Raw genomic sequence first — 23,737 nt, 5'->3', positions numbered from 1 at the left:
ATTATTTTTTTGTTTTATTAATTTCAATAATCAATTCTACTTCTCCAATAGATTTTCCAGTAACTTTAGATATTTCTTCAGGCTTCCATCCTTGCTTATAAAGGTCCAAAATAGTTGATTTTTTATCATCAAGATTTTTATTTAAGTCAATATTCTCTCCTTTTTTTTCAAGCTTTCCTAACATGGCTCCTTTTTCCAATAAAAGTTCAAGTTTTTCAATTTTCTCAGTTGCATCTTTTTCAAGGCCAGCAAGTCTTGATTCTGTCTTAGCTATCCATATTCTTGCCTGTTGAAGTTGCTCATTCCTTTTTTCAATATCTTTTACAAGAAGATCCATTTGACTAAATTTTTCAAGTACTTGTTCTATTTTGTAAGATTCCTTTTGAACAATCTTAAGATTTTTATCTACACCAGCAATTTCATCTTCTATATCTTTTATTGAAGCATGGATTTTAGCTATTGCATCCTTTAATTCATTTATTTTTGATTCAGTCTTTACCAGTTCCCCCTCATTCTTATCAAAAATATAACTTAAATCTTCTATTTTATTTTGAATATTATTTAATTCATCAGATTTTTTTTGTACTTCCTGATATAATTTCTCTACTTCATTAATTTTTGTCTTAATATTTTCTAAAGATTTTATTTCATTATTTATATCTTTTATTTCATTCTCAGCCTTTTGAGATAAGAGAATTAACTTTTCAAAATTATTTTCAATATTTAGTAATATTTTTTTATCTGATTTAATAACCTGGAACTTTTTATTAAATTCATCTATCTCGTCCTTTATTGAAGAGAATTGTTGAGTAAATTTATCTATTTCAATTTTATGATTTTCTAACAGTTCATATTGATTAAGTAAATTATTATAAAATTGATTATAATTCTTAATTAATTCTTCTATTCTTTCAATAAACTTAGTGTTTTTTTCAAACTCAGCAAATTCTTCTTTATAAATACTTATTTTCTTTTTTAATCCATCAATTGCATTTTCAATTTCATTAGCCATCTCAAGTTGTAAATTCTTTATAGATAATTTTACTCTCTCTTGTTCTTCTAAAACATTATTTTTATAATTGTTATAATCTTTATCTATTTTATTTTTATAATCCGTAATTACTAAATCCATTTTATCACTTATTTCATTCTTAATAAATTCAATTTTGTCAGAATAATCTTTTTCTAAATTATCAAGATAATTCCTAAGTTTTTCAATATTTATTTTTATATCTTCAAAAGTTAGTAGTACATTTTGTTCATTTTCTTTAATTCTTTCTTCAAATTTTTCAATTAAACTATTCTTATCTGAATTAAAAGAATCAATAATCTCTTTACTTATATCTTTAATCTCTTTTGTAAATAAATATACCTTATCTTGTAATAAACCAGTTATTGCTGACTCTTTTTCTTTAATAAATTCATTAAATTGGTTTGATTTTGCATTAGCTTCTTCAGTTAATTTATCAACAATTTCATAAACCCTATTTATATCATTTTCAATTTTTAACTTAAAATTATTAAAATTTTCACTAAATTCAGGAACATTTTTATTTATGAATTCAAGTTTATCATTTATATATTTTTGAACTTCATCTACCTTTTTACTGAAATTCATTTTTAAATTTTCAATCAATTCATTTCTCTTATTTTCAAGTGTATTTTTCATATCAAAAAGAATTTTTTCAAACTCCTCATTTTTAATGCTAAAATAATTCTTCAACTTTTCCTCGTACATTTTTTCTTTTAAATCAAGGGTTTCAAAATTTTTCATTATCTCATCAAATTTTTTATTAAATGAATTATTTAATTCTTCATTCAATTTTTTATTAAAATTCAAAAGATCTAATTCTAGTTTTTTGTAATTACTATTTAATTCTTTATTAATTTTCTCATATTCTTCATTAAATTTATTAATTTTAGAATAAATATCAGGAATTTTACTCAATAGAAATTCTTTCTCTTTTTCTATCTTTTTTATCATATCATTATGAAAATTTGTAGTTATATTCTCAATTCTTTCATTAACCTCTTTTCTTAAATTTTGAATTAATTTATCAACATTTTCAAAATATTTAATTTCATTCTTCAACTCTGATATTTTATGCTCAATTTCAATCTTACTTTTATCTGTAATTTCAGTAATATTTTTTAAATTATTATTAATTAAATTTGTTTCACTTTCTATCTTCTCACTTAGCATTTGTTTAATTTTTTCCATTTCAATATCAATAGATTTATTTAATCCATCTATTTTATTTTTATAATTCAATTCTATTTCTTTAATAATGTTATCAATTTCATTTTTATTTTTACTAAATAAATTCTTAAATTCATCAATATTATTATTAACTAATGTAAATTCATTTTGTACTTTTTCTTCCAATAATTTCTTCATCTTAAATATTTCTTGATCAACTATTTTTATTGAATCATTAAAACTTTTTTTAATCTCATCTATTTTTATCTCATGGTTATGAGATAAATCCTCTATTATACTATCAAATTTATTATTATACTCAAAAACTTTTGATTTTACATCATTTTCAAGCTCCTTTATACTACTTTCAATTTCATTTTTGTTTTTGTAATACGAATTTTTTAACTCTTCAATATTATTATTAACCAATAAAAGCTCTTTTTCTATTTTTTCCTCTAATAATCCCTTCATTCTTAAAATTTCTTCTCCCATTGTTTTCAATAAATCATTCACCTTTGAATTAATTTCAGCTACTTTTATTTCATTATTACTTAATAGACTTTCGATTATATTATCAAATTTATTATTATATTCAAAAACTTTTGATTTTACATCACTTTCAAGCTCCTTTATACTACTTTCAATTTCATTTTTATTTATATTAAAAAAATTTTTTAACTCATCAATGCTACCTTTTACTAACAAAAGTTCTTTTTCTACCCTTTCTTCTAATAAACCTTTCATTTTTAAGATTTCTTCTTCCATTGTTTTCACTACATCATTCATCTTTGAATTAATTTCACCTATCTTTATTTCATTATTGCTTAATAAACTTTCTATTGTATTATTAAATTTATTGTTGTATTCAAAAACTTTTGAATTAATATTATCTTCCAGCTCTTTTATATTTTTTTCAAATATTTCTATTTTTTCTTCAAATTCTTTATTTTTCTCATCTATTTTGTTTGAAAAACTCAGATAGATTTTATTTAATTCATCAATATTTTTATAATATTTGTCTTCAATATTTTTTAAGTTGTCATATGATACTTTTAATTTTTCTTCAATTGAATCATATAGAATTGACAGTCTCTGTTCTACAAAAAGGTTAATTTCATTTTGTTTATTTTTAAATCTTTTATCTATTTCTAACTCAATTCCTTGAATCTCTTTTAATATTTCATTCTTTTTATTTTCAAAATTTGAGTATATATCCATTATTTTATTATTTATGTAATCATCAATCTCTTGTGGGAATTTATTTAATTTAGTTATATTATTTTCAACTTTTTTGTTAACATTTTCAACTTCAATTATTTTAGAATCTATATATTGTTTAATCTTTTCTTCATAAGCAATTAAAACATTATCAAATTTATTTTTTATCTCCTGAATATCATTTTCTATTTCAGCTCTTAACAAATCTATTTCTTTTGAAAAATTTGTATTATAATTTAATTTGATAATATCAAATTGCTCTTTTATCTTATATAGTTCATTCAAAAATTCTTCTAATTCTTTTTCAATTTTATTTGTATAATTAGAAAAATAATTTTCAATTTCAATTTTACCTTTTGATATTATTTCTTTTGTATCAAGATCCAGAGATAAGAATCTTTTTTCTATTTCTTTAAATACTGTATCTTTATAATTATTAATCCTTTCTTCTATTCTTGTTACATATCTAGAAACATCATCTGTTTTATTTTTTATTATTTCATCAGAATCTTTATCAAATTTCTTTATAGAAGTATCTAATTTATTAATAATTTCATATGCATTTTTTTGAAGCCTATCAAAATTAATATTATAATTTTTTAAAGATTCTTCTATCAACGAGTTAATAATATTTTTCTTCTCCTGTATTTCTTCATTAAAGTTTTCTAAATAATTAACAATTTTTTGATTTAATGAATTAAAAAATTCTGTCAATTCTTCCTTTTTAACATTTATTTTATCAAATTCACTAACAAAATAATCCTCAAAATATGATACTTTTTCTTTAACTATCTTATTAACTTCTTCTTTATATTCCAATAATTTACCTTCTGCCTTATTAAAAAATTCGTCAAACTTATTATCAACAATTGATATTTTTTCTTCTGTTTTGTTAAATTTTTCATCTATTTTACTTTCTAAATTCTTAGTAACATTAGAAAGATATTGTATTACCTTTTTTATATTTTCTGAAAACTTTATCTGTAAATCTTTTATGTTGGATTCTATCTCTTTTTCAAAATTAAGAATTTTATCTCTTTGCTGTTCAATTTCAAAGTTGATCTTTTCTTCAGTTATCCTTTTTAATTCAGATACAAAATCATCATTTTTTTTATATATATCATTATATAAACTTTCAACTTTTTTATCAATAGTATCCAATTGAGCTTTTATTTTAACAATCTTTTGCTTGTAATCATCAATAATTGAAACTTCTTTTTTGATAAAATTTATATCACTATTAATTTTTTTATTTAGCTCTTCATTTTTTTCAAAATCAGATTTAAATTTTTGTATTAAAGCTTTTTGGCTTTCAAATTGATTAAAAAATTCAGTGATTCCTTTATTAACATCCTCTATCTTTTTTAAATAAGCTTCATTTTTTTTTACAAGAAAATCTGAATCTATTGAAAGATCTTTTATTTCCTGACTTTTTTTTAAAGCAAAATTATCAAGTTCTTCCATCTTTTTTTCAATAAATTTTCTAACTTTCTCAAGTCCAAATCTATCTCTATCAATATATCTTGTGATAATAATAATTAAAAAAGCAACTCCTATAGAAAAAAAAGCTGTAGCCCAATCCATCTTATCCCCTCCATTACTTTTTAAAATAAATATAAAGAGCACCACTTCCACTTTCCCAGGCTGGGGCTTCATTTACTCTATCAATAAAATCAAGACTTCTACATACTTCAATAGTTATTTTTTTATAAACACCAATACCTTTTCCAGTTATTATCTTTACACTTTCCATTTTATTTTTATATGAAGTATTTAAAAACTCAATAACAGTTTCTTTAACAAGGGAAGGTGGAACATAGTGTAAATCTATAATGTCAAATCTTTTATTCATCAATTTTTTTATATTTAAAAGGCTAATTCTTTAAATAATTTAACATATTTTTGAAAAAAAAAAATGAAATTATTTTAAAAAAATTAACCACAAGAAATAATTTTTAAAAAATAAATTAAAAACATAGAGAAATATTATAAAATAACTAAGATACAAATAATTAATAAAATAAAAAGCCGGGACTTCCCCGGCTTACTTAAAATTTATAATTTAAAATTCTATATAGTAAATTTAATTTTAATCAACAAAATAAACTCTTCAATAAAATATTTATACATTGTATAAATAATATTATGGATAAATCAATAATCTTATATTATTATTTAAGCTTCCAAATTCTTTCAATATGACTTAGTAAATCTTTAAGTTCCTCCATTGTAATATCTGCCATATGAGCTATTCTAAATGTTTTTTCTTTTAAATCACCATATCCATTTGATATAGCATACCCAACCTTACCAAGTTCTGAATTAAGTTCTTTTACAGAATACCCCTTTGTATTTTTAATAGTTGTTAATGTTACTGAAGACCATTCTTCTTTATTTGGATAGATCTGAAAATATTCATTAGCCCATGCTCTTACATACTTTGCCATCTCCTCATGTCTTTTAAACCTATTTTCAAGCCCCTCTTTATTTAATATTTTCTCAAGTTGATATTTTAAAGCAAACATATGAGAAATTGAAGGTGTTGATGGATATTGATGATTTTTTTCTCTAACATATTTTACAAGTTCTATTAAATCAAAATAGTAACCTCTGTATTTTACTTGCTTCGCACTTTCAATTGCTTTTTCAGAAACAGAGGCAATAGCTATTCCAGGAGGCAATCCTAAAGCTTTTTGAGAAGAAGTAATACAATAATCAACCCCCAATTTATCAACTTCTATTTTGACACCACCCATAGAAGAAACAGTATCCATACATACAATTACATCTGGATATTTTTTCCAAACTTCAGCAAGTTCATAACAAGGATTCATAATACCAGTTGAGGTTTCGTTATGAGTAATTGTCATTAAATCATATTTCCCAGTTGATAAATATTTTTCAACTATCTCAGGTGTTATAGCATTCCCCCACTCTACCTCGTATTTATCAGCAGGGACATTATTTCTCTCAGCAATTTCATACCATCTGTTACCAAAAGCTCCAACTGAAAATACAATTGCTCTTTTTTTTGTACAAGACCTAATTGCTGATTCCATAAGCCCTGTACCAGAAGATGTTGAAAAAATAATTTCATTATTTGTATAAAAAACTTTTTTAATCATTTCAGCACATGATTTTTGCAATTCACTATATTCTGAACCTCTGTGACTTATCATAGGTGTAGACATTGCTTTCAAAACATCATCAGCAACTTCTACTGGGCCAGGAATAAATAATTTTTTATGCATAGTCTTCTCCTAATTTTATTTATTTAAATATAATTTATACTCTAAATTTTTCAACTTAATTTAAATAAAATTAGGAAATTTATGTTTATACTTAATAATATTTATTAAAAGTTTTTAAAATATATTTTATACTAAATATTAAAAATTATAAATTAAATATTTGTAATTTTATTTTACAATAAAAAAGACAAAAAGCATAACTAAAAAAATTCAACTCTTAACTATTCAATAAAATCATAAGGATTTATAGGAATAAAATATTCATTTAAAGATTCACCAATATTTGTTTTATAAATTATATTAGCAAGTAAAGGTGAAGTTTCTACTACATCGATAAATGAAAGCTCTTTTTTTAAATTTTCATCAATAGCTAAAGTATCACAAACAATAAGTTTATCTAAAAAACCATCATCATGTAACATTTTTAATCTTTCTACACCTTTGCCTGAAAATACTGGATGTACAACAGCAATATTAATAGTTTTAACTCCATAATTTTTAATAGCTTTTACAAGCTCAAAAACGGATCCACCTGTATCAATCATATCATCAATAACCCAGACAGTTTTTCCTTCCAAATTCTGATCAGTCAGAATTGAAACTTTTTCAACTTGATTAACAGAATTATAATTTCTTTTTTTGTATCCAATAATTAATTGACAGTTAAATGTAGCAGCAACCTCCCTTGCAATGCTCTCTCCTCCAGCATCTACAGAACATATTGTCCAATTTTTAGCTACCTCTTTTTCAAAAAATTCCTTAGTTTTAATATAATTTTTTAAAATATGTTTTTCAAGCAAAGATATAATAGGAATATTGTCTATGTAACATTTATTTGGATCTACTATTGCAGTAGACTTAGCTGAATGAAGTTGAAAAGTTATGATATGTGAAGCACCAAGATTTATCATAGTATTGAAATGAATCCACAAACCAACAGAACTTCGCCCTGTTGCTCTATCACTCCTTGCACAAGATATATATGGTTCTATAACTGTAATAGTTTCTGCTCTTGCTCTTTTTAATGCATCTATCATATGATAAAGCTCACTTTTATTTTCATGAACTGAAAGGGAAACTTCATTTCTTAGAGCATTATTTTGAATAATATAAACATCTTTCCTTCTAACTGAATTCATTATTTCTACTTCCATTTCCCCATCTGAAAATTGTTTAACTTTTGTTTCACCTGCAAGATCTACAAACTTTTGAGTATATTCATTTATTTCTTTTAAATATTTCAAAACTTTATTTGAATAATCTTTACAAGCTCTTCCAGAAAATATTTGAATTTTTCCTCTACCAGCCATAAAGGATCCTTTTTTTTAAATTTACATTTTCAAAATTCTATTTCAATAAAAACTTAATACAAATTTTAAATTAAATTTTAAGTAGAATAATTATTTACATATTAATAAAATTTTCTATATATTTTTTGGATTTATAATCTTTAAAAACCCCAGCAGCCATTTCTGAATGTCCTCCAAAAGATACAAGAGAACCAAAATTATCTCTAATAAATGTAAAACAATCAGCTTCCTTATATTTTGATCTTGTCGAAAAAAATATATTTTTTTCTGAGTAACCAAATATTATAATAATTTTTACTTCAACTATTCTTATAAAAAGATCACCAATTATACCTAAAAGATTGGGATCTTCTAATGAAGACACATAAGTTTTTGCAACATTATCTTTAATAACTAAATTTTCAAATGCTTCTTTAAGATATTTTATATCATTTATTTCAAAAGAATTTTCAGAAAAATAAAGAAATTTATCTTTATCCAATTTTTTATATATATTAAAAAATATATTAAGATCTTTATTGCTAACATTCCTTCTCAAGCCAAATGTATCTGTATATATACCCAAAGCAGCCAATAGTAGTATATTCTTTGATAGCTTAATTTTCAGTTTTCGACTTAAATCAAACAAAATTGTGGAAGTTGCACCTATATTAGAATATGAAAAAATATATTTTTTTAATATTTTAATATTTTCTTTTTTGCTATTTTTTTCTTTTAAATTTATACTTTTATGATGATCAATGTAGCCCAAATATTTAAATGGTAACCTAATAAAATTTGAATTAATAGGATTTCCATCAACACAAAAAACAACACTTTTAGGATTTTCTAATATTTTTTGTTTTATCTCATTTTTATCTTTTAATTCACAAATAGGCACATTATTTATTTGAAAAAGAAATTTATTAATAATTCTTTTTTGATTTGAACCAAAATAACAAATAATTGAATTAATATTATAATTATCAAATATTTTTTTCAACATTATTCCAGAGGCAATAGAATCAGGATCAGGGAAATTATGCAGTTGAATTATAACTTCATATGAGTTTATTTTTATATGTTTTATTAAATCTATAAACCTTTTTTTCATAATTTTAAGTATCAAAATAATTCATATATTAAAAATTATAAAATATTAATAAAATTTAATTGTTTTATAAGTATAATTAAAAAAAATAAAAAATTAAAAAAATTAATAAATTTTACAATAATTCAACTATAATTATAAATTTTTACTTAATAAATACAACTCTTTATATAAATTGAACTTTTATCTCTTATCTAATTTCAATTATCTCAATATTGTTTAATACTTCTTCAAAAAGTTTTTCATCTTTATATTTTTTCTCTTCATCCATTACTTCTTCCAATAAAGGATTAATTTTAGGGTGCTTTGGGACAAATATAGTGCAACAATCCTCATAAGGTAAAATAGAAATATTAAAAGTATTTATTTTTTTTGAATATTCTATTATTTCTTCTTTATCAAGACCAATCAAAGGTCTAAATACTGGAATTTTTATTATGTCTTCTATGACTTTTATAGAATTAACAGTTTGTGAAGCAACCTGTCCAAGTGATTCTCCCGTAATGAGGACATCATAATTAAATTTTGTTGCTATTTTTTCTGAAATCTCAAACATAGCTCTTCTCATTAAAATAGTTAAGAATTCAATATTACAATTTTTTCTTATTGCAACCTGAATTTTAGTAAAAGGAACAATAAATATTTTAGCTCTATTTTCAAATTTTTTTAGTTCTCTTGCTAAATTTAATACTTTCTCTCTTGATTTTTCTGTTGTATACGGAGGTGATTCAAAATGAATAAAATCAATCTTCATACCTCTTTTCATCATAAGATAAGAAGCAACTGGGGAATCAATTCCTCCTGAAAGTAGAGCAAGCCCTTTACCTGTAGTACTTAAAGGTAAACCTCCAACAGCTTCTATCTTTTCCCAATAAATAAATGTAAAATCTTTTCTAATTTCAGTATAAAATGTAATATCAACATTTTTATATCTTGCTTCTATATTTTTATATTTATCTTTAAAAAATTCTAAAACTCTTTTTGCAATAAATCTTGAAATTTCATCTGAATGCAAACTAAAACTTTTATCAATTCTTTTAGTACTAAAATAAAAACTTGTTCCATCTTTTATAAGATTATTCTCTTCTATTTTCTTGATCCAAAAATCGGTAATATCATCAATATTTTTATTACAAAAATATATTTTAGAAAACGACTTAATACCAGGTATTTCACTTAAATTTTTAATTTCATTTTCACTAAAGCTCTCTTTCTGAATATAAAGTCTTCCAAATTCTTTAATAACTATAATATTCTTCAATTTATTTTTTATATTATTAATTAAAACTGATTCAAAATAACTTCTATTCCCCTTTTTTAAGGCAAGTTCAGAATATCGAATAAGTATAGTTTCCAGAACTATTCCTCCAATAATTTTTTTTAAAATAACACTTTTACATTTTAATTCAAATATTCAAAATAAGTTTTTATTATAAAAATATTTTTAAATTATTTATAAATATTTCCCATACTTTATAAAATCTTTTTCTTTTCTAAATCCAAATTAACTTTAAATTTTAATTTTTTATATTAAAATTTTTATAGGTAAAAAAATTTATTGAATATAATTTTCTTACTTAATAATATAATTTTAATATTCAAAATAAAATAATAAATAAAAAAAATAAAAGGAGATTTTATGGTAAATTATAAAGACCTTGGATTTGTTAACTCTAAAGAATTATTTAAAAAAGCAATTGAAGGTGGTTATGCAATACCCGCATACAATTTTAATAATATGGAACAATTGCAAGCTATTATAACTGCCTGTACAGAAACTCAATCCCCAGTCATTCTACAAGTTTCAAAAGGAGCAAGACAATACGCAAACCAGACAATGCTAAGATATATGGCACAGGGTGCTATTGAAATGATGAAAGAGCTTGCAAAAAGCTTAAATTTAAAACCAATACCAATAGTTTTACATTTAGATCATGGTGATTCATTTGAACTATGTAAAAGTTGCATCGAACATGGATTTTCTTCAGTTATGATAGATGGATCTCATCTGCCTTACGAGGAAAATGTAGCTCTGACTAAAAAGGTAGTTGAATATGCTCATCAGTTTGATGTTACAGTTGAAGGAGAACTCGGAATTTTAGCTGGTATGGAAGAACATGTTTCTTCCGATAAGCATATATATACTGATCCTAATCAAGTTGAAGACTTTGTTACTAAAACAAAAGTTGATTCACTTGCAATTGCAATAGGAACTTCTCATGGAGCATACAAATTTAAACTCAAACCAGGTGAGAATCCACCACCTCTTAGATTTGATATTTTACATGAAATAGAAAAAAGGATTCCTGGATTTCCTATTGTTTTACATGGTGCTTCTTCAGTACTTCAAGATTATGTTGAGATGATAAATAAATATGGAGGCAAAATGGAAGGAGCTGTCGGTATTCCCGAAGAACAATTAAGGGAAGCTGCTAAATCTGCTGTTTGCAAAATTAATATAGATTCAGATGGCAGACTTGTAATGACTGCTAAAATTAGGGAAGCTTTAGCTAAAGATCCTTCAAATTTTGATCCAAGAAAATATTTACAACCAGCAAGGGATGAACTTATAAAAATGTATAAACAAAAAAATATTAATGTACTTGGGAGTGCATATAGAGTTTAAAAAAATTTATAAAAATAATAAATAATTAAAATTTAAATAACTTAAATTTCAGCAAAATAAAATATTTTTTATACTTTTTTTATTCTAATTATAATCTTTTAAAAAATCATATTAATTTAATTAAATTTTAATTTAAATATTAAAATTAATTAAAAAATTATATAAATTTATAGCTTCACTTTTTACCATTTCGTAAAGATTAGATATCCTCTTTTCAATCTCATTTTCACCTACATGCAATAATTCATTATTAAACTCTAAATCATTTCCATTAATTAATAAATTAGCAAATTCTAGATAAATTTTTTTTCTTTTATAAAATAATTCCTTTATCTTATTATAATTTTGCTTAAATAGTGGTCTTTCTTTGTATTTATCAAATAAAAACCTTTTATAAATAGTATCAAAATCCTTAATATATATATACATATTATAAAATCTATACTTTAGAATTTTCGATGTTTTTTCATTCTCTAAAACTCCCCCTCCCATACTAATTAAATTTAACATTTTATTTTTATGTTTTGTACTAATTATTTTTAAAAGTCTTTTTAAAAACTGATATTCTAAATTTCTAAAATTTTTTTCTCCTCCTTTTTCAAATAACTTATAAACTGTTATATTTAAATTATCTTCAATAAATTTATCTAGATCATATAAAGAATTAATAAAAATTAAATCTTTTTCATTTTTATTTTTTAAATCCTTAAATTTTTTTAAAATTTCACTTTTACCAGAATAAGAAAATCCAATAAAAGAAATATTTCTTTTATATTCTTTTCTAATAAACCTCTTTAAGTTTATTAAAAATTTATTTTTTATTTCTTCCCTATTAAGAAGAAAAAATATATTAAAGTTTTTAATAAATTTTTTTCCAATTTCCAAACCATGTTCAGAGATAAAAAAAGAATTAATAAAAAAAAGATATGAAAAAAAACCTTGATAGAAAAAAATGGAAATTGGAGAAATATATTTAATATTAGATTTCTTGAAATAATTAACCCATTTATAAAGAGGGGTTTTACTATAACTTAGATCAACTATATATAAATTAATTTTTTTATTTTTATCAAGTAAATTATAAATTACTAATTCTAAGTGATATAAATCAATAATATCTTGATCTGAAGTATTAATAAACAAAATATTACATTCATTAATTGATATCTCAGAATTAATATAGTTTGAAATTTCATTTATAGATAAAAAATTTAATTTTAATTTGTGAAAAGAATTTTTTATTAAATTTAATCTATTATCATCTTTGTTTTTATAAAAAATATTAATTTCTTTAACTCCGACAATATTTAAAGCTTTAATTGCTGAAAAAGCAGTATGTCCTTTTCCTATGATAATTATATAATCAAAAATACCCTTTGTTTTATTATTAACTCTCTTTTCAGTTTCTAATATTTCTTTTATAGAATAATATATTCCTAAATAGTCAGTATTTATTTTCTTATTAATTAAATTTGAAAAAGTATTATAATTATCAAAACATGTCATCAATATTTTATCATTTGTTTCTAAATTATTTTCAAAACCTACTTCATAATAGTTATCCTTTAATTTATAAGGTGTTGTAAAATTACAAAAATCAAGACTAATATCATTTATAAAGCTACTATTAAATAGATTAATATCATTAATTCTGAAACAATTAAATAATATATTCCAGTTAAAATTAAATTTTTTTCTGTTTTTATTAAATAAATCACAAAAATATTTCATTAAAACAGGACTTAAACTATGGGAAACAGGATAACCAAAAATGGCATAATTAAAACACAATATATTGTTTTTTTTTAACTCCATAATTAAAAATAATTAAAATTTAATTATTTGATTTTTAAAATATTTAAATATAGTTTTTCAATATATTTGTATTGATTTTTTAAATATATAATTTATATTAAAGGAAATGGAGAGATGCGAGAGTGGTCGAATCGGGCTCCCTGCTAAGGAGTTGTAGGGCTGATAAAGCTCTACCGAGGGTTCGAATCCCTCTCTCTCCGATTTTATTAATCAATTATTATTAATAATAATGAAATAATAATAAAGGGGGATATAATGTTCCCCCCTTTTTTTATTTACCTTTTTCTTTGATAAGTTCATATGTATCTTTGGCAATCATCAATTCTTCATTAGTTGGGATTATAATAACCTTAACTTTAGAATCTGAAGTTGAGATAATTCCTTCTTTTCTATTCAGCTCAACATTTTTCTTTAAATCTAGCTTTATTCCAAAATTTTCCATATTTTCACATACTCTTTCTCTAATTTCTGAATCATTTTCTCCAACACCAGCAGTAAATATTAAAGCATCGACTTCTCCTAAAGCTGCAATATATGCACCAATATATTTTTTAACTTTATAAACATATATATCAAGTGAAAGTGCTGCTAATTTATTTTTATTTTTATCTCTTTCTTCTATTATTAGTCTCATATCATTTGAAATTCCGGATATTCCAAGTAAACCTGATTCTTTATTCAAAATATTATTTACCTGAGTTGTCGTCATCCCAAATTTATCAATTAAAAACAATACTATAGCAGGATCAATATCTCCTGTTCTTGTTCCCATCATTAAACCTTCAAGAGGAGTAAAGCCCATTGATGTATCCACTGATACTCCATTTTTAATTGCAGTGATTGAAGCACCGTTACCCAAATGACATGTTATTAAATTACATTTATCTATTTTTTTATTTAAATATTCTGCTGCTTTTATTGATACATATCTATGAGAAGTTCCATGAAAACCATATCTTCTAATTTTAAAATCTTTATAAAACCTATAAGGTAAAGGATAAATATAAGCATAATCTGGCATAGTTTGATGAAAAGCAGTATCAAAAACCGCAACATTTTTAACACCTGGTAAAAGATCCATCATTATTTTTATTCCTTTTAAGTTAGCAGGATTATGAAGAGGTGCAAGTTCTATACATTCTTCAATTTTTTTTATAACCTCATCATTAATTATCACAGATTTTATAAAATATTCACCTCCATGAACAACTCTATGTCCAACTGCATCAATCTCTTTGATTGAACTAATTACTCCATTTTCTTTAGAAGTCAGCATAGATATTATTTCATTCATAGCTTTAGCATGATCCATACCTTCTTTTACATACTTTATTTTATCTTTGTTACCAGGTTTATAAGAAAATATCGATTCTTCACCACCAATTCTCTCAACAAGTCCTGATGCGATAACTTCTTCATTTACCATATTAATTAATTGATATTTTACAGAAGAAGAACCACAATTTAATACCAGAATTTTCATAAAAACTCCTAATTTTTGCTAAATATTAATTAATTAACCAATTTTGTCAATTAAAATAGCAAGTTATATTTTCTTTAAAGATATGAACCATTTTTAATCTTTTTCAAAGCTTCTTAAAACTTTTATTTCCTCTTCCCATAAACTTTCTTCAATAGTTTCAAGAATAAAAGGAACATATGAAAGTTTACTATCTAAAATAAAAAATCTAAATGTATCCCATCCCAAGTAGCCTTTACCAAGATTATCATGCCTGTCCTTTCTACTACCTAAATCATTTTTTGAATCATTAATATGAATACACTTTAACTTAGACAAACCAATAATTTTATTAAATTCTTCAAAAGTTTTTTTATAAGAGTCTTTATCTCTAATTTCATAACCAGCACAAAATATATGACAAGTATCAATACATACACCAACACGATCTTTATATTTTACAAGATCGATTATATCTCTTAAATGTTCAAATTTATAACCTATATTAGAACCCTGACCAGCGGTAGTTTCTAATAATAGAATTACTAATTCTGTCTCATCAAGAATGAAATTTATACCTTCTGCTATAAGTTTAATGCAATCTTTTTCAGATATTTGATTAAGATGGCTCCCAGGATGAAAGTTTAAATACTTTAAGCCAAGCAATTCAACTCTCTTTGATTCATCTAATAAAGATTTAATAGATTTTTCTCTAATTTCAACAGAAGGACTTCCAATATTTATAAGGTAACTATCATGAGCAACAACATGTTCTATATTAATATTAACTGAAGACAAATTTTCTTTGAATTTTAAGATTTCATGCTCACTATATTGATTTGAAAACCATCTTCTTTGATTTTTAGTAAAAAATGAAAAAGCATTTGCACCAATTCTTTTTGCATTCAATGGTGCATTAAAAACTCCACCATCAGTCCTAACATGAGCTCCAATATATCTCATTAAAATACCTATTTTTTTTATTTATCTTTACTCTATTTTTCAATTAAGTTTTTTAAACAATTTTTTTATTATTTTAATAAAAAGTATCAATAAAATTAATAAATTTTAAAAAAAGTTAAAATACATATTTTATTCCAGCTTTTAAGAATATCCCATTATAAAAACTATACTCATTATTTAATACAGACCAACCTAAGTCAGTTGGATAGTTAAAAAAATTTGCTAAATAAAATTTTATATTTTTCAATATAAAAAAACCAGACTCAAAAAAAACGCATAAACCAGAAACAGGACTAAAAAAAAGCTCTTGCCCAATAGAAAAGAGAGGTCCATAATCAAAAACTTGATAATTAATAGCTTTATCATAATACTTGTCTAGTGATAATGATGCAAAAATAACTCCAGTTGTGATATAAATATTAATCAAATCATGAATCTTTTTTTTATAAACTATATCAAAAGAATAACTAAGAAAATTCATAAATTTATAATAACTATTTGTTGTATCAAATGTAATATAAGGTGGACTACTATAAGGTGTTTTATAAACATAAAAACTAAAAATATTTAAATAAAAAGATGCTCTTATTAAAATTGAGTTAAAAAGGAATGGTGAACTTTCAATACCTACAAGTGCAGAATCAACTCTTCCTATTTTCATAAAAGCAGAAAAAATAGTAAAGCCAAAATGCTCTTCACAATATAGATTTTCTGTAAAAATTAAGCTAAAAAGTACAAAATTTATAACAAAAAATATTAAAATATATTTTGAAAATCTTACACTTTTTTTTCTCATAAATACCTCAATTTTAGTTATCACTAAATTACTACTTTTTTATTTCATGATAAACATCTTTATAAATAATTTTATCTTTCTGAATTAAATAAAGCATAACTAATCCAATTAAAAACATTGGTAAAGAAAGAAGTTGCCCCATTGTAAAATCACCCAATATAAAACCATTCTTACCAATGTTACTATCTGGTTGTCTAAAAAATTCAAGAAAAATTCTAAATAAACCATATAAAGTTATAAAAGCCCAGAAAATAAATCCTTTTTTTGGTAAAAAGCCATTTTTTAACTTATTTAGTTCTTCTTTTTCTTTCTCTTCAAGTTTTCCAGCTTTTTCTTGTTTATATTCTAAAATATAATACTTGTTTTGTCGTTTTTCAAGAAAAAATAAAATCAAAAATAAAATTAAACCCTCACATATTGCTTCATATATCTGAGATGGATGTCTTAAAATATTACCACCTGCTGGAAAGATTATAGCCCAGGGAACAAGCGATGGTCTTCCATAAAGTTCACCATTTATAAAATTACCAATTCTTCCAAAAAATAAACCTATAGGAACAATAACTATGCTTTTATCAGCTATTCTAAAAACATCATATTTATTTAATTTTAAATAAAGATATAAAAAAATTACAGTAACAATTAAAGCTCCATGAAATGACATTCCTCCTTCCCAAATTTTAAATATATTAACTGGTTCTTTTATGTAATAAGAAAAATTATAAATAAAAACATATCCAAGTCTTCCTCCAATTATAACTCCAAGAGCAGATATTAAAATCAAATCATAATGGAAATCAGCAGGAATATTAAGTTTATTCTTAAAATAATCTTTCTTAAACCAGTAGTTTAACCATAAAAAAGCTAATATAAAACCTATTACATACATAAGTCCATACCATCTTATTTCAAACGTTCTATTAAACAAATAAAAACTAAAAATAGTTGGATTAATTCTATGTATCATAATAACCCCTTTTGAATTTAGTATTAATTAATAAACTTTAAATCAATTTATTAAAATTATTAAAAAATAATATTTCAAATTAATTTTTTATTTTTAAAATCCTTCTTGCTTCTTCAGGAGTAGCTATTTCTCTACCAATTTCTTTAGCTAATCTAATAACTCTTTCTACAAATTCAGCATTACTTTTTGCAAGAATTCCTTTCGAATAGTAAATATTATCCTCCATACCAACTCTCACATTTCCCCCCAATAAAATGGCATATATAGAAAATGGAAGTTGATATCTACCAACAGCAGCAACTGTCCATGTAGCATCTTTAGGAATTTGATTTATCATTGTTAGTAAAACATCAATTGAAGCTGGAGAAGCACCTGGCACACCTAGAACAAAATCAAAATGTAAATGCTCTGGCAATAAACCCTCTTTATTTAAAATTAAAGCATTATATATATGACCTATCTCAAAACATTCAAGTTCAGGCATAACATTTTTCTCTTTCATAAATGATGCAAACTTCCTCATTAAAGGAAGATCATTTACAAAAATATCATTACCAAAATTTGTAGTTCCACAATCTAACGTAGCCATTTCAGGATTAAGGTTCACAGGTTGAATTCTTTCTTCCCATGTCATACCTACTGCACCACCTGTTGAAGGTTGAATTATAGGCAAATTGCCTTTGCATTTTTCTTTAATAGCATTAATAGCCTTTCTAAAAACCTCTATATCTTGAGTTGGAGTTCCATCATCTTTCCTTACATGTAAATGAATAATTGATGCTCCTGCATCAACACATCTTTTAGCTTCATTAGCAAGCTCTTCTGCAGTAATAGGAATATATGGTGATTGCTCTCTCGTAACCTCTGCTCCACAAATTGCTGCAGTAATAATTAATTTTTCCATAAATATAACTCTCCTTTACTAATAAATACATCAAAAAAATCATTAAAAAAATATAAATTTTTTTATTTAATTAAATTAATTCAATTATCACAAATTATAATTTAACAATTAATTAAAAATATTTTAAAACTTTTATTTAGAATAATCTATTTTTTCCAATTTTCAATAGAAAAGAGAATAAAAATAGGGAACTATTTATTAATAAAAATAGTTCCCTATTCTAAATTCTACCAATAAAATATTAGTTTCAACTTATAAATCTTCTTTATTAAAATTTAAACTATTAATAAAATTTACTAATAAATAAAATCTTAATAACTGTTTGGAAAACCTGCATAAGAACAAAATTCATCCCAATCTGTATTTACACACAAATCTAACTGGTTATATATAGAAGTTGGAGATTTTAATGTAATAGAAAGGCCATATGCAATATTATTCCATGTAGATCCATGCCATTCATATTTAACCATAGTTGTTATAACTTGCATAACAGAATAAGCTTTATCTCTAATTGTTTGTGGTATAGATGTATTATTATAAACATTTGATAAATATTTGTATAAATCTTTAGTATAACCTGTAAAATTATTAAAATTAGCAGCATTGTTAAAATATGTCGAGTATGTAGAACCAGAATTTCTTGCTGCATTTGCGAAATCATGAATTTTGTTTCCAAGTTCAGTTGCATAACTCATATCAACAACAGAAAAAGTTACATCTGATTGACTACTATACCAAGCTTTATATTTATTAAATACAGCTGCTGCCACTTCTAAAGGAGTTGAATTTGGATTAGTTTTTAATTGATTTAACCAGGAGTAATCCCAACCATCTCCAGGTTCTGTTTGTTCAGAAAAAACCATATAATTTGTAAAATTTCTATATTGATAAACTATTTCAGCTGTAGCCATTAAACATGCATCAAATCCTACTATATCAATTTTTTTGCCAATCTTATTATACAAATATTGCATTATATCTTTTTGTTCTACTTCTGTTAAATGATCCCCATTATTTGTATCATCCCAACAAACACCTTTTGTTGGTTTTCTATCTACAGCACCCCCATGGTTCCAATAAATCCAAAAATATTTTTCAGCAGGATAATTTGCTACAGCATAATCTATAAATGATTTAGCAGTTTGAGGATCACCCATATTAACTTCACCAACATCTTTTAATAAAGTATAAGAACCATTTGCAACTTTATAATATCCATGAATTGAAGATGAGTTATCCCATAAAACTATAATATTAACATCAGTTAAAGGATTTACAGCTTTCATTTCATCCATATCTTTAGTTCCAAAACTTGAAAGATTGTTATCAGCATCAAGATATACAAGAATAGTCCATTTTGAAGTTGTTGGATTAGATGGAGCAGTTTCTGTTGCTTTTATTTTATAGTCATAACCTGTTCCTGTTCTCCCATTATAATTATAAACTTTGATATAGTAAATACCATCATAAGTAGCTGTAAAATTTACATAAGAAGAGTAATCAGATGAAGATTTATCATCATTATAAGCTACCTGTTGTAAAGATGAATTGTAAATATATAAAATTGTATCACAATTTGTGCCAACTTTGAAAGTTTCAACAGAATATATATAATCTTTTTTAGCATTTATATACATCCAGTCATTAGCATCATCAACAAAATTATGAGTCTGTTCTGTATTATAAGGCAAAAGTTTTGCAGTTGAAGAAGAATCATCTTCTTCATATTGATCACCACCAGTTGAACCACCAGCAACTGTTAATTTTATAACATAGTCTCTATTATCACCAGTCTTACCATTATAAGAGTATACTTTAATATAATATGTTTTTGTAGATGGAGCAGTCCAGCTTGAAATTAATGATCCCCTATCAGAAGATGATTTATCATCATTTGATTTTAACAAAGTAGAACCATCATATAGATATACAACTGTATCTGCATATCCATATACAAATGTTTCTATAGAATACACTTTACCTGCAGTTGCATTAAATTTTATCCAATCAGTAGCATCATCATAAAAATTATGAGATTGTTCTTGATTATCTGAAATAGTTTTTGCTGTAGTTTGAGTATCATCTTCTTCATATAAGTCCTTTGCAGCTGCTCTTGATACTTCAGGAACAAAATTTTTGTAAGGAACAAAAATTTCTTCTTTTTCTCTAATCTTCTCAATAGGAGATTGACATGAGAAAATAAATAAAAATGATATAAAAACAAATACAACAAAAATGAGCTTCTTCATAAAAACTCCTTAAAATAATATTAAAGTGAAAAGATATTATTAAATATCTTTTCTTATTAAGAAATATAAATTTATTATTTTAAATGTCAACATAAAAATTTTATAACATTTGCTAATAAAAACAAAAGATATAATAATATTATCTAAATATTGTTTATTAATTAACAATATTTGGTTGTCTCAACAATATATATAAATATTTTATTTGTAAACTTAATTAAATTAGTTTCTAAATTTGGTTAGAAATTTATAATTTTTTGTTAAATTGAGTTAACTTTATGAGTATTTATAAATTAAATATTAATCTCTATTTATTAAATTTAAGGATCTTGATTTCAATATTTTAATTTTTATCTTAATTTTTACTTTAAATTCTATTTTAGTTAAATAAATTTAAGTTTTAAAAATATAATTGAAATAAAAAATTAAGCTTTAATCACTTTTTTCCAATCTTTAATTTTAAGCAAATAAAAACCTATTAAAGAAGTTACCATATTCGAAATAAACATAGATATCCATATGCCTAATGGCCCCATCTTAAAATTTAATGCTAAAATATAAGCTAAGGGAACTCTTAAACCCCATAATCTTAAAATATTAAGAAACATTACAGGTCTAGTTTTACCAGTTCCATGGAAAGCCCCATTAATCGTTGTAAAAAGACCAAAAAAGACAACTGAAGGAGATATTATCTTAAACATAATATGCCCTAGCTCCATAGTTTCTTTGTTATTAACAAAAAACTTAATAAAATATTCTCCAAAAAAAAATGTTAGAGTCATTGTAGGAACCAAAAATAATAAAGAGAATATAATTGAGTATTTTATAGATTTCTTAGCTTTGTTTAAATTATTTTCCCCAATAGATTGTCCTACTAAAGTTGTTAAAGCCCTTGATATACCTTGAGCAGGCATATTAAATATAGATATTATCCTGTTTCCTATTCCAAATGCTGCAATTGTTGGTGTCCCAAAATAATTTACAACACCCTGTAATACATTAAAACCAAGAGAAGATAAACCTTGGCCGATAGCAGAAGGCATTCCAATTTCAAAAAAAGTTTTTATACAATTAATATCATAATAAATGTATTTTTTATTTATCTTTAACTCATATTTCCCTTTTAGTAAAATAAATAAACAATAAAAGGCTGCAATTGCTCTTGCAAAAAGAGTTGCGATTGCGGCTCCCATAACTCCCATTTTTTTAAGTCCAAACATTCCAAATATTAATATCGGGTCCAAAATCACATTTATAATTACAGTTATTATCTGAATCCATAATGAGGCAACTGTATCACCAACAGCATTAACAGCAGCATTATAAATAAATACAAAAAACATAAATGGAAAGCTTAGCAACATAATAAACATATAAATATAAGTAAATTGGAAAGATTCTTTTGGAACATATAAAAGTTTTAAAATGCCTTCCAACGATATGATTCCAATTAACATAATAATAAACGATAAACTCATAATTATTATAATTGATTGTCCTAAATAAAAGTTTACCTTATTATAATCTTTTTGTCCTTTAGCTTGAGATATCAATGTAACTGCGGATAAGGAAAAACTATTACCAAAAACTATAAAAAAAAATAAAATATTCATAGAAATAGCAGGTGCTGTTAATTCATTAACACCAACTTTCCCTAAAAAGTATGTATCAGTCAAATTATATAATGTTTGTATAAAATTAGTTACCATTATTGGTAAAGATAACTTAACTATTTTATTAAATAAATCCTTATCATAAATAAATTTAATTTTTTTAATCATAAACATCTCTTAATTAAGTTTTCTTAATCTATTACAAATTAAATTAAATATAATTTTTTTCAAATATATTTTAATGCCATTTAATTTTTAATTCTCATTTTTTAAATAATTTTCTTTATTTTTTAGAAAATAAATTTAATTTTATTAATATGAAAGAAGAAGTAATTGGGAAAAAATATCTTATAAGAAAACTTAATTTTATAGATACATATAAATATTTTTTAAACAATAAAAAAAATATAATCATAGCTGGACCATGCTCTTTAGAAAATAGAGAGCAAATATTTAAAACTATAGATTTTTTATTAAAGAATGGAATACATTTTATAAGAGTTTTTCCTTACAAAGTTAGAACTTCGCCTTACGACTTTGATGGTTTAAAAGATAGTGGAATAGAAATAATAAAAGATATAAAATTAAATTTTCCTCAAATAAAAATTGTATCCGAAGTATATTCAGAGATACAAGTCGAAAAATTAACTAACTTAACTGATGTATTCCAAATAGGAACTAGGTTTATGTACCATAGAGAACTAATAGCAATGCTTGGGAAACATAATAAACCACTAATTCTTAAAAGAGGTTTTGCCTCAACGATTAAAGAATGGCTTCTTTCTGCAGAATTTTATTTAAAAGAAGGAGGTGACAAGATTATTTTATGTGAAAGAGGAATTAGAACTTTTGAGAATTCTGTAAGAAATAGTTTTGATATAACTTCAATAATTGCAATAAGAGAATTTTCAAATATTCCTGTTATAGTTGACCCATCTCATATATTAGGTAAAAGAAAAGGCATCGATAAAATTATTATAGCATCCTTATTTGCTGGATTTAATGGTTTTATAGTCGAAATACACCCATATCCAAAGAATGCCCTTTCTGATAGAAAACAACAATTAGATTTTTTAGAATTTGAAAATTTATTAAATAAATTAAAAAATTATAATTTAATTTAATCCATTATTTTTTATAGAAAATAGATATTTTATTTAATATTAATTTTTAACATAAAAATATAAATTAAAATATTTTATTTGCAATTACTATTTTTTAGTTATTATGATTTATTTACTTTTATTTCTTAGTATTTTTAAATTATTAAAAC

16 protein-coding genes and 1 tRNA gene are annotated in these 23,737 nt (G+C 23.5%); 3 read left to right on the top strand and 14 right to left on the bottom strand.

The window, feature by feature from the left end; genetic code table 11:
• Position 1 precedes the first annotated feature (1 nt).
• The 6 genes from N3A58_00675 to thiI all read right to left on the bottom strand — a co-directional run bounded on the left by N3A58_00675 (position 2) and on the right by thiI (position 10,411).
• Positions 2-5,002, bottom strand: a complete 5,001-nt coding sequence (locus N3A58_00675; protein ID MCX8057912.1) for a hypothetical protein — start codon at positions 5,000-5,002, stop codon at positions 2-4.
• A 13-nt stretch (positions 5,003-5,015) separates the two neighbouring features.
• Positions 5,016-5,270 carry a Smr/MutS family protein gene (locus tag N3A58_00670; GenBank protein MCX8057911.1) on the bottom strand — a complete coding sequence of 85 codons (255 nt, stop codon included), beginning with the start codon at positions 5,268-5,270 and terminating at the stop codon, positions 5,016-5,018.
• A 319-nt stretch (positions 5,271-5,589) separates the two neighbouring features.
• Positions 5,590-6,669: an alanine--glyoxylate aminotransferase family protein gene (locus tag N3A58_00665; GenBank protein MCX8057910.1), complete on the bottom strand. Its 1,080-nt coding sequence runs from the start codon at positions 6,667-6,669 to the stop codon at positions 5,590-5,592.
• A 221-nt stretch (positions 6,670-6,890) separates the two neighbouring features.
• Positions 6,891-7,979 (bottom strand): ribose-phosphate diphosphokinase, encoded by a 1,089-nt coding sequence (prs, locus tag N3A58_00660; GenBank protein MCX8057909.1) that lies wholly within the window; start codon positions 7,977-7,979, stop codon positions 6,891-6,893.
• A 94-nt stretch (positions 7,980-8,073) separates the two neighbouring features.
• Positions 8,074-9,072: a DHH family phosphoesterase gene (locus N3A58_00655; GenBank protein ID MCX8057908.1), complete on the bottom strand. Its 999-nt coding sequence runs from the start codon at positions 9,070-9,072 to the stop codon at positions 8,074-8,076.
• Positions 9,073-9,259: 187 nt separating this feature from the next.
• Positions 9,260-10,411 (bottom strand): tRNA 4-thiouridine(8) synthase ThiI, encoded by a 1,152-nt coding sequence (thiI, locus tag N3A58_00650; protein MCX8057907.1) that lies wholly within the window; start codon positions 10,409-10,411, stop codon positions 9,260-9,262.
• A 297-nt stretch (positions 10,412-10,708) separates the two neighbouring features.
• Here thiI and N3A58_00645 point away from each other — a divergent pair, with 297 nt between their 5' ends.
• Positions 10,709-11,695 (top strand): class II fructose-1,6-bisphosphate aldolase, encoded by a 987-nt coding sequence (locus N3A58_00645; GenBank protein MCX8057906.1) that lies wholly within the window; start codon positions 10,709-10,711, stop codon positions 11,693-11,695.
• A 132-nt stretch (positions 11,696-11,827) separates the two neighbouring features.
• On the opposite strand, the gene N3A58_00640 is transcribed toward N3A58_00645, so the two are convergent.
• Complete coding sequence (locus N3A58_00640; protein ID MCX8057905.1) at positions 11,828-13,510, bottom strand: hypothetical protein; 1,683 nt, start codon at positions 13,508-13,510, stop codon at positions 11,828-11,830.
• Positions 13,511-13,618: 108 nt separating this feature from the next.
• Here N3A58_00640 and N3A58_00635 point away from each other — a divergent pair.
• Positions 13,619-13,710 (top strand) — tRNA-Ser (locus N3A58_00635).
• A 71-nt stretch (positions 13,711-13,781) separates the two neighbouring features.
• On the opposite strand, the gene N3A58_00630 is transcribed toward N3A58_00635, so the two are convergent.
• The 7 genes from N3A58_00630 to N3A58_00600 form a co-directional block, all read right to left on the bottom strand.
• A complete protein-coding gene (locus N3A58_00630; GenBank protein MCX8057904.1) occupies positions 13,782-14,993 on the bottom strand; it encodes an acetate kinase in 1,212 nt (403 codons plus the stop codon).
• Between the two features lie 93 nt (positions 14,994-15,086).
• Positions 15,087-15,932 (bottom strand): deoxyribonuclease IV, encoded by an 846-nt coding sequence (gene nfo / locus N3A58_00625; GenBank protein ID MCX8057903.1) that lies wholly within the window; start codon positions 15,930-15,932, stop codon positions 15,087-15,089.
• Positions 15,933-16,047: 115 nt separating this feature from the next.
• Positions 16,048-16,728, bottom strand: a complete 681-nt coding sequence (locus N3A58_00620) for a hypothetical protein (GenBank protein ID MCX8057902.1) — start codon at positions 16,726-16,728, stop codon at positions 16,048-16,050.
• Positions 16,729-16,759: 31 nt separating this feature from the next.
• Positions 16,760-17,695, bottom strand: a complete 936-nt coding sequence (lgt, locus tag N3A58_00615) for a prolipoprotein diacylglyceryl transferase (GenBank protein ID MCX8057901.1) — start codon at positions 17,693-17,695, stop codon at positions 16,760-16,762.
• A 79-nt stretch (positions 17,696-17,774) separates the two neighbouring features.
• The gene (locus N3A58_00610; protein ID MCX8057900.1) at positions 17,775-18,599 is read right to left on the bottom strand and encodes a 3-keto-5-aminohexanoate cleavage protein; all 825 of its coding nucleotides are present in this window, start codon (positions 18,597-18,599) and stop codon (positions 17,775-17,777) included.
• A 311-nt stretch (positions 18,600-18,910) separates the two neighbouring features.
• The gene (locus tag N3A58_00605; protein MCX8057899.1) at positions 18,911-20,851 is read right to left on the bottom strand and encodes a clostripain-related cysteine peptidase; all 1,941 of its coding nucleotides are present in this window, start codon (positions 20,849-20,851) and stop codon (positions 18,911-18,913) included.
• Between the two features lie 425 nt (positions 20,852-21,276).
• A complete protein-coding gene (locus tag N3A58_00600) occupies positions 21,277-22,632 on the bottom strand; it encodes an MATE family efflux transporter (protein MCX8057898.1) in 1,356 nt (451 codons plus the stop codon).
• Positions 22,633-22,781: 149 nt separating this feature from the next.
• On the opposite strand from N3A58_00600, the gene N3A58_00595 reads away from it, so the two are divergent.
• Positions 22,782-23,588 carry a 3-deoxy-7-phosphoheptulonate synthase gene (locus tag N3A58_00595; protein MCX8057897.1) on the top strand — a complete coding sequence of 269 codons (807 nt, stop codon included), beginning with the start codon at positions 22,782-22,784 and terminating at the stop codon, positions 23,586-23,588.
• The last annotated feature ends 149 nt before the right edge of the window (positions 23,589-23,737 follow it).

Source organism: Spirochaetota bacterium, from assembly GCA_026415295.1.
In the GTDB taxonomy this organism is placed as follows: domain Bacteria; phylum Spirochaetota; class JAAYUW01; order JAAYUW01; family JAOAHJ01; genus JAOAHJ01.
This window is presented reverse-complemented; position numbering and strand designations above follow the sequence as displayed.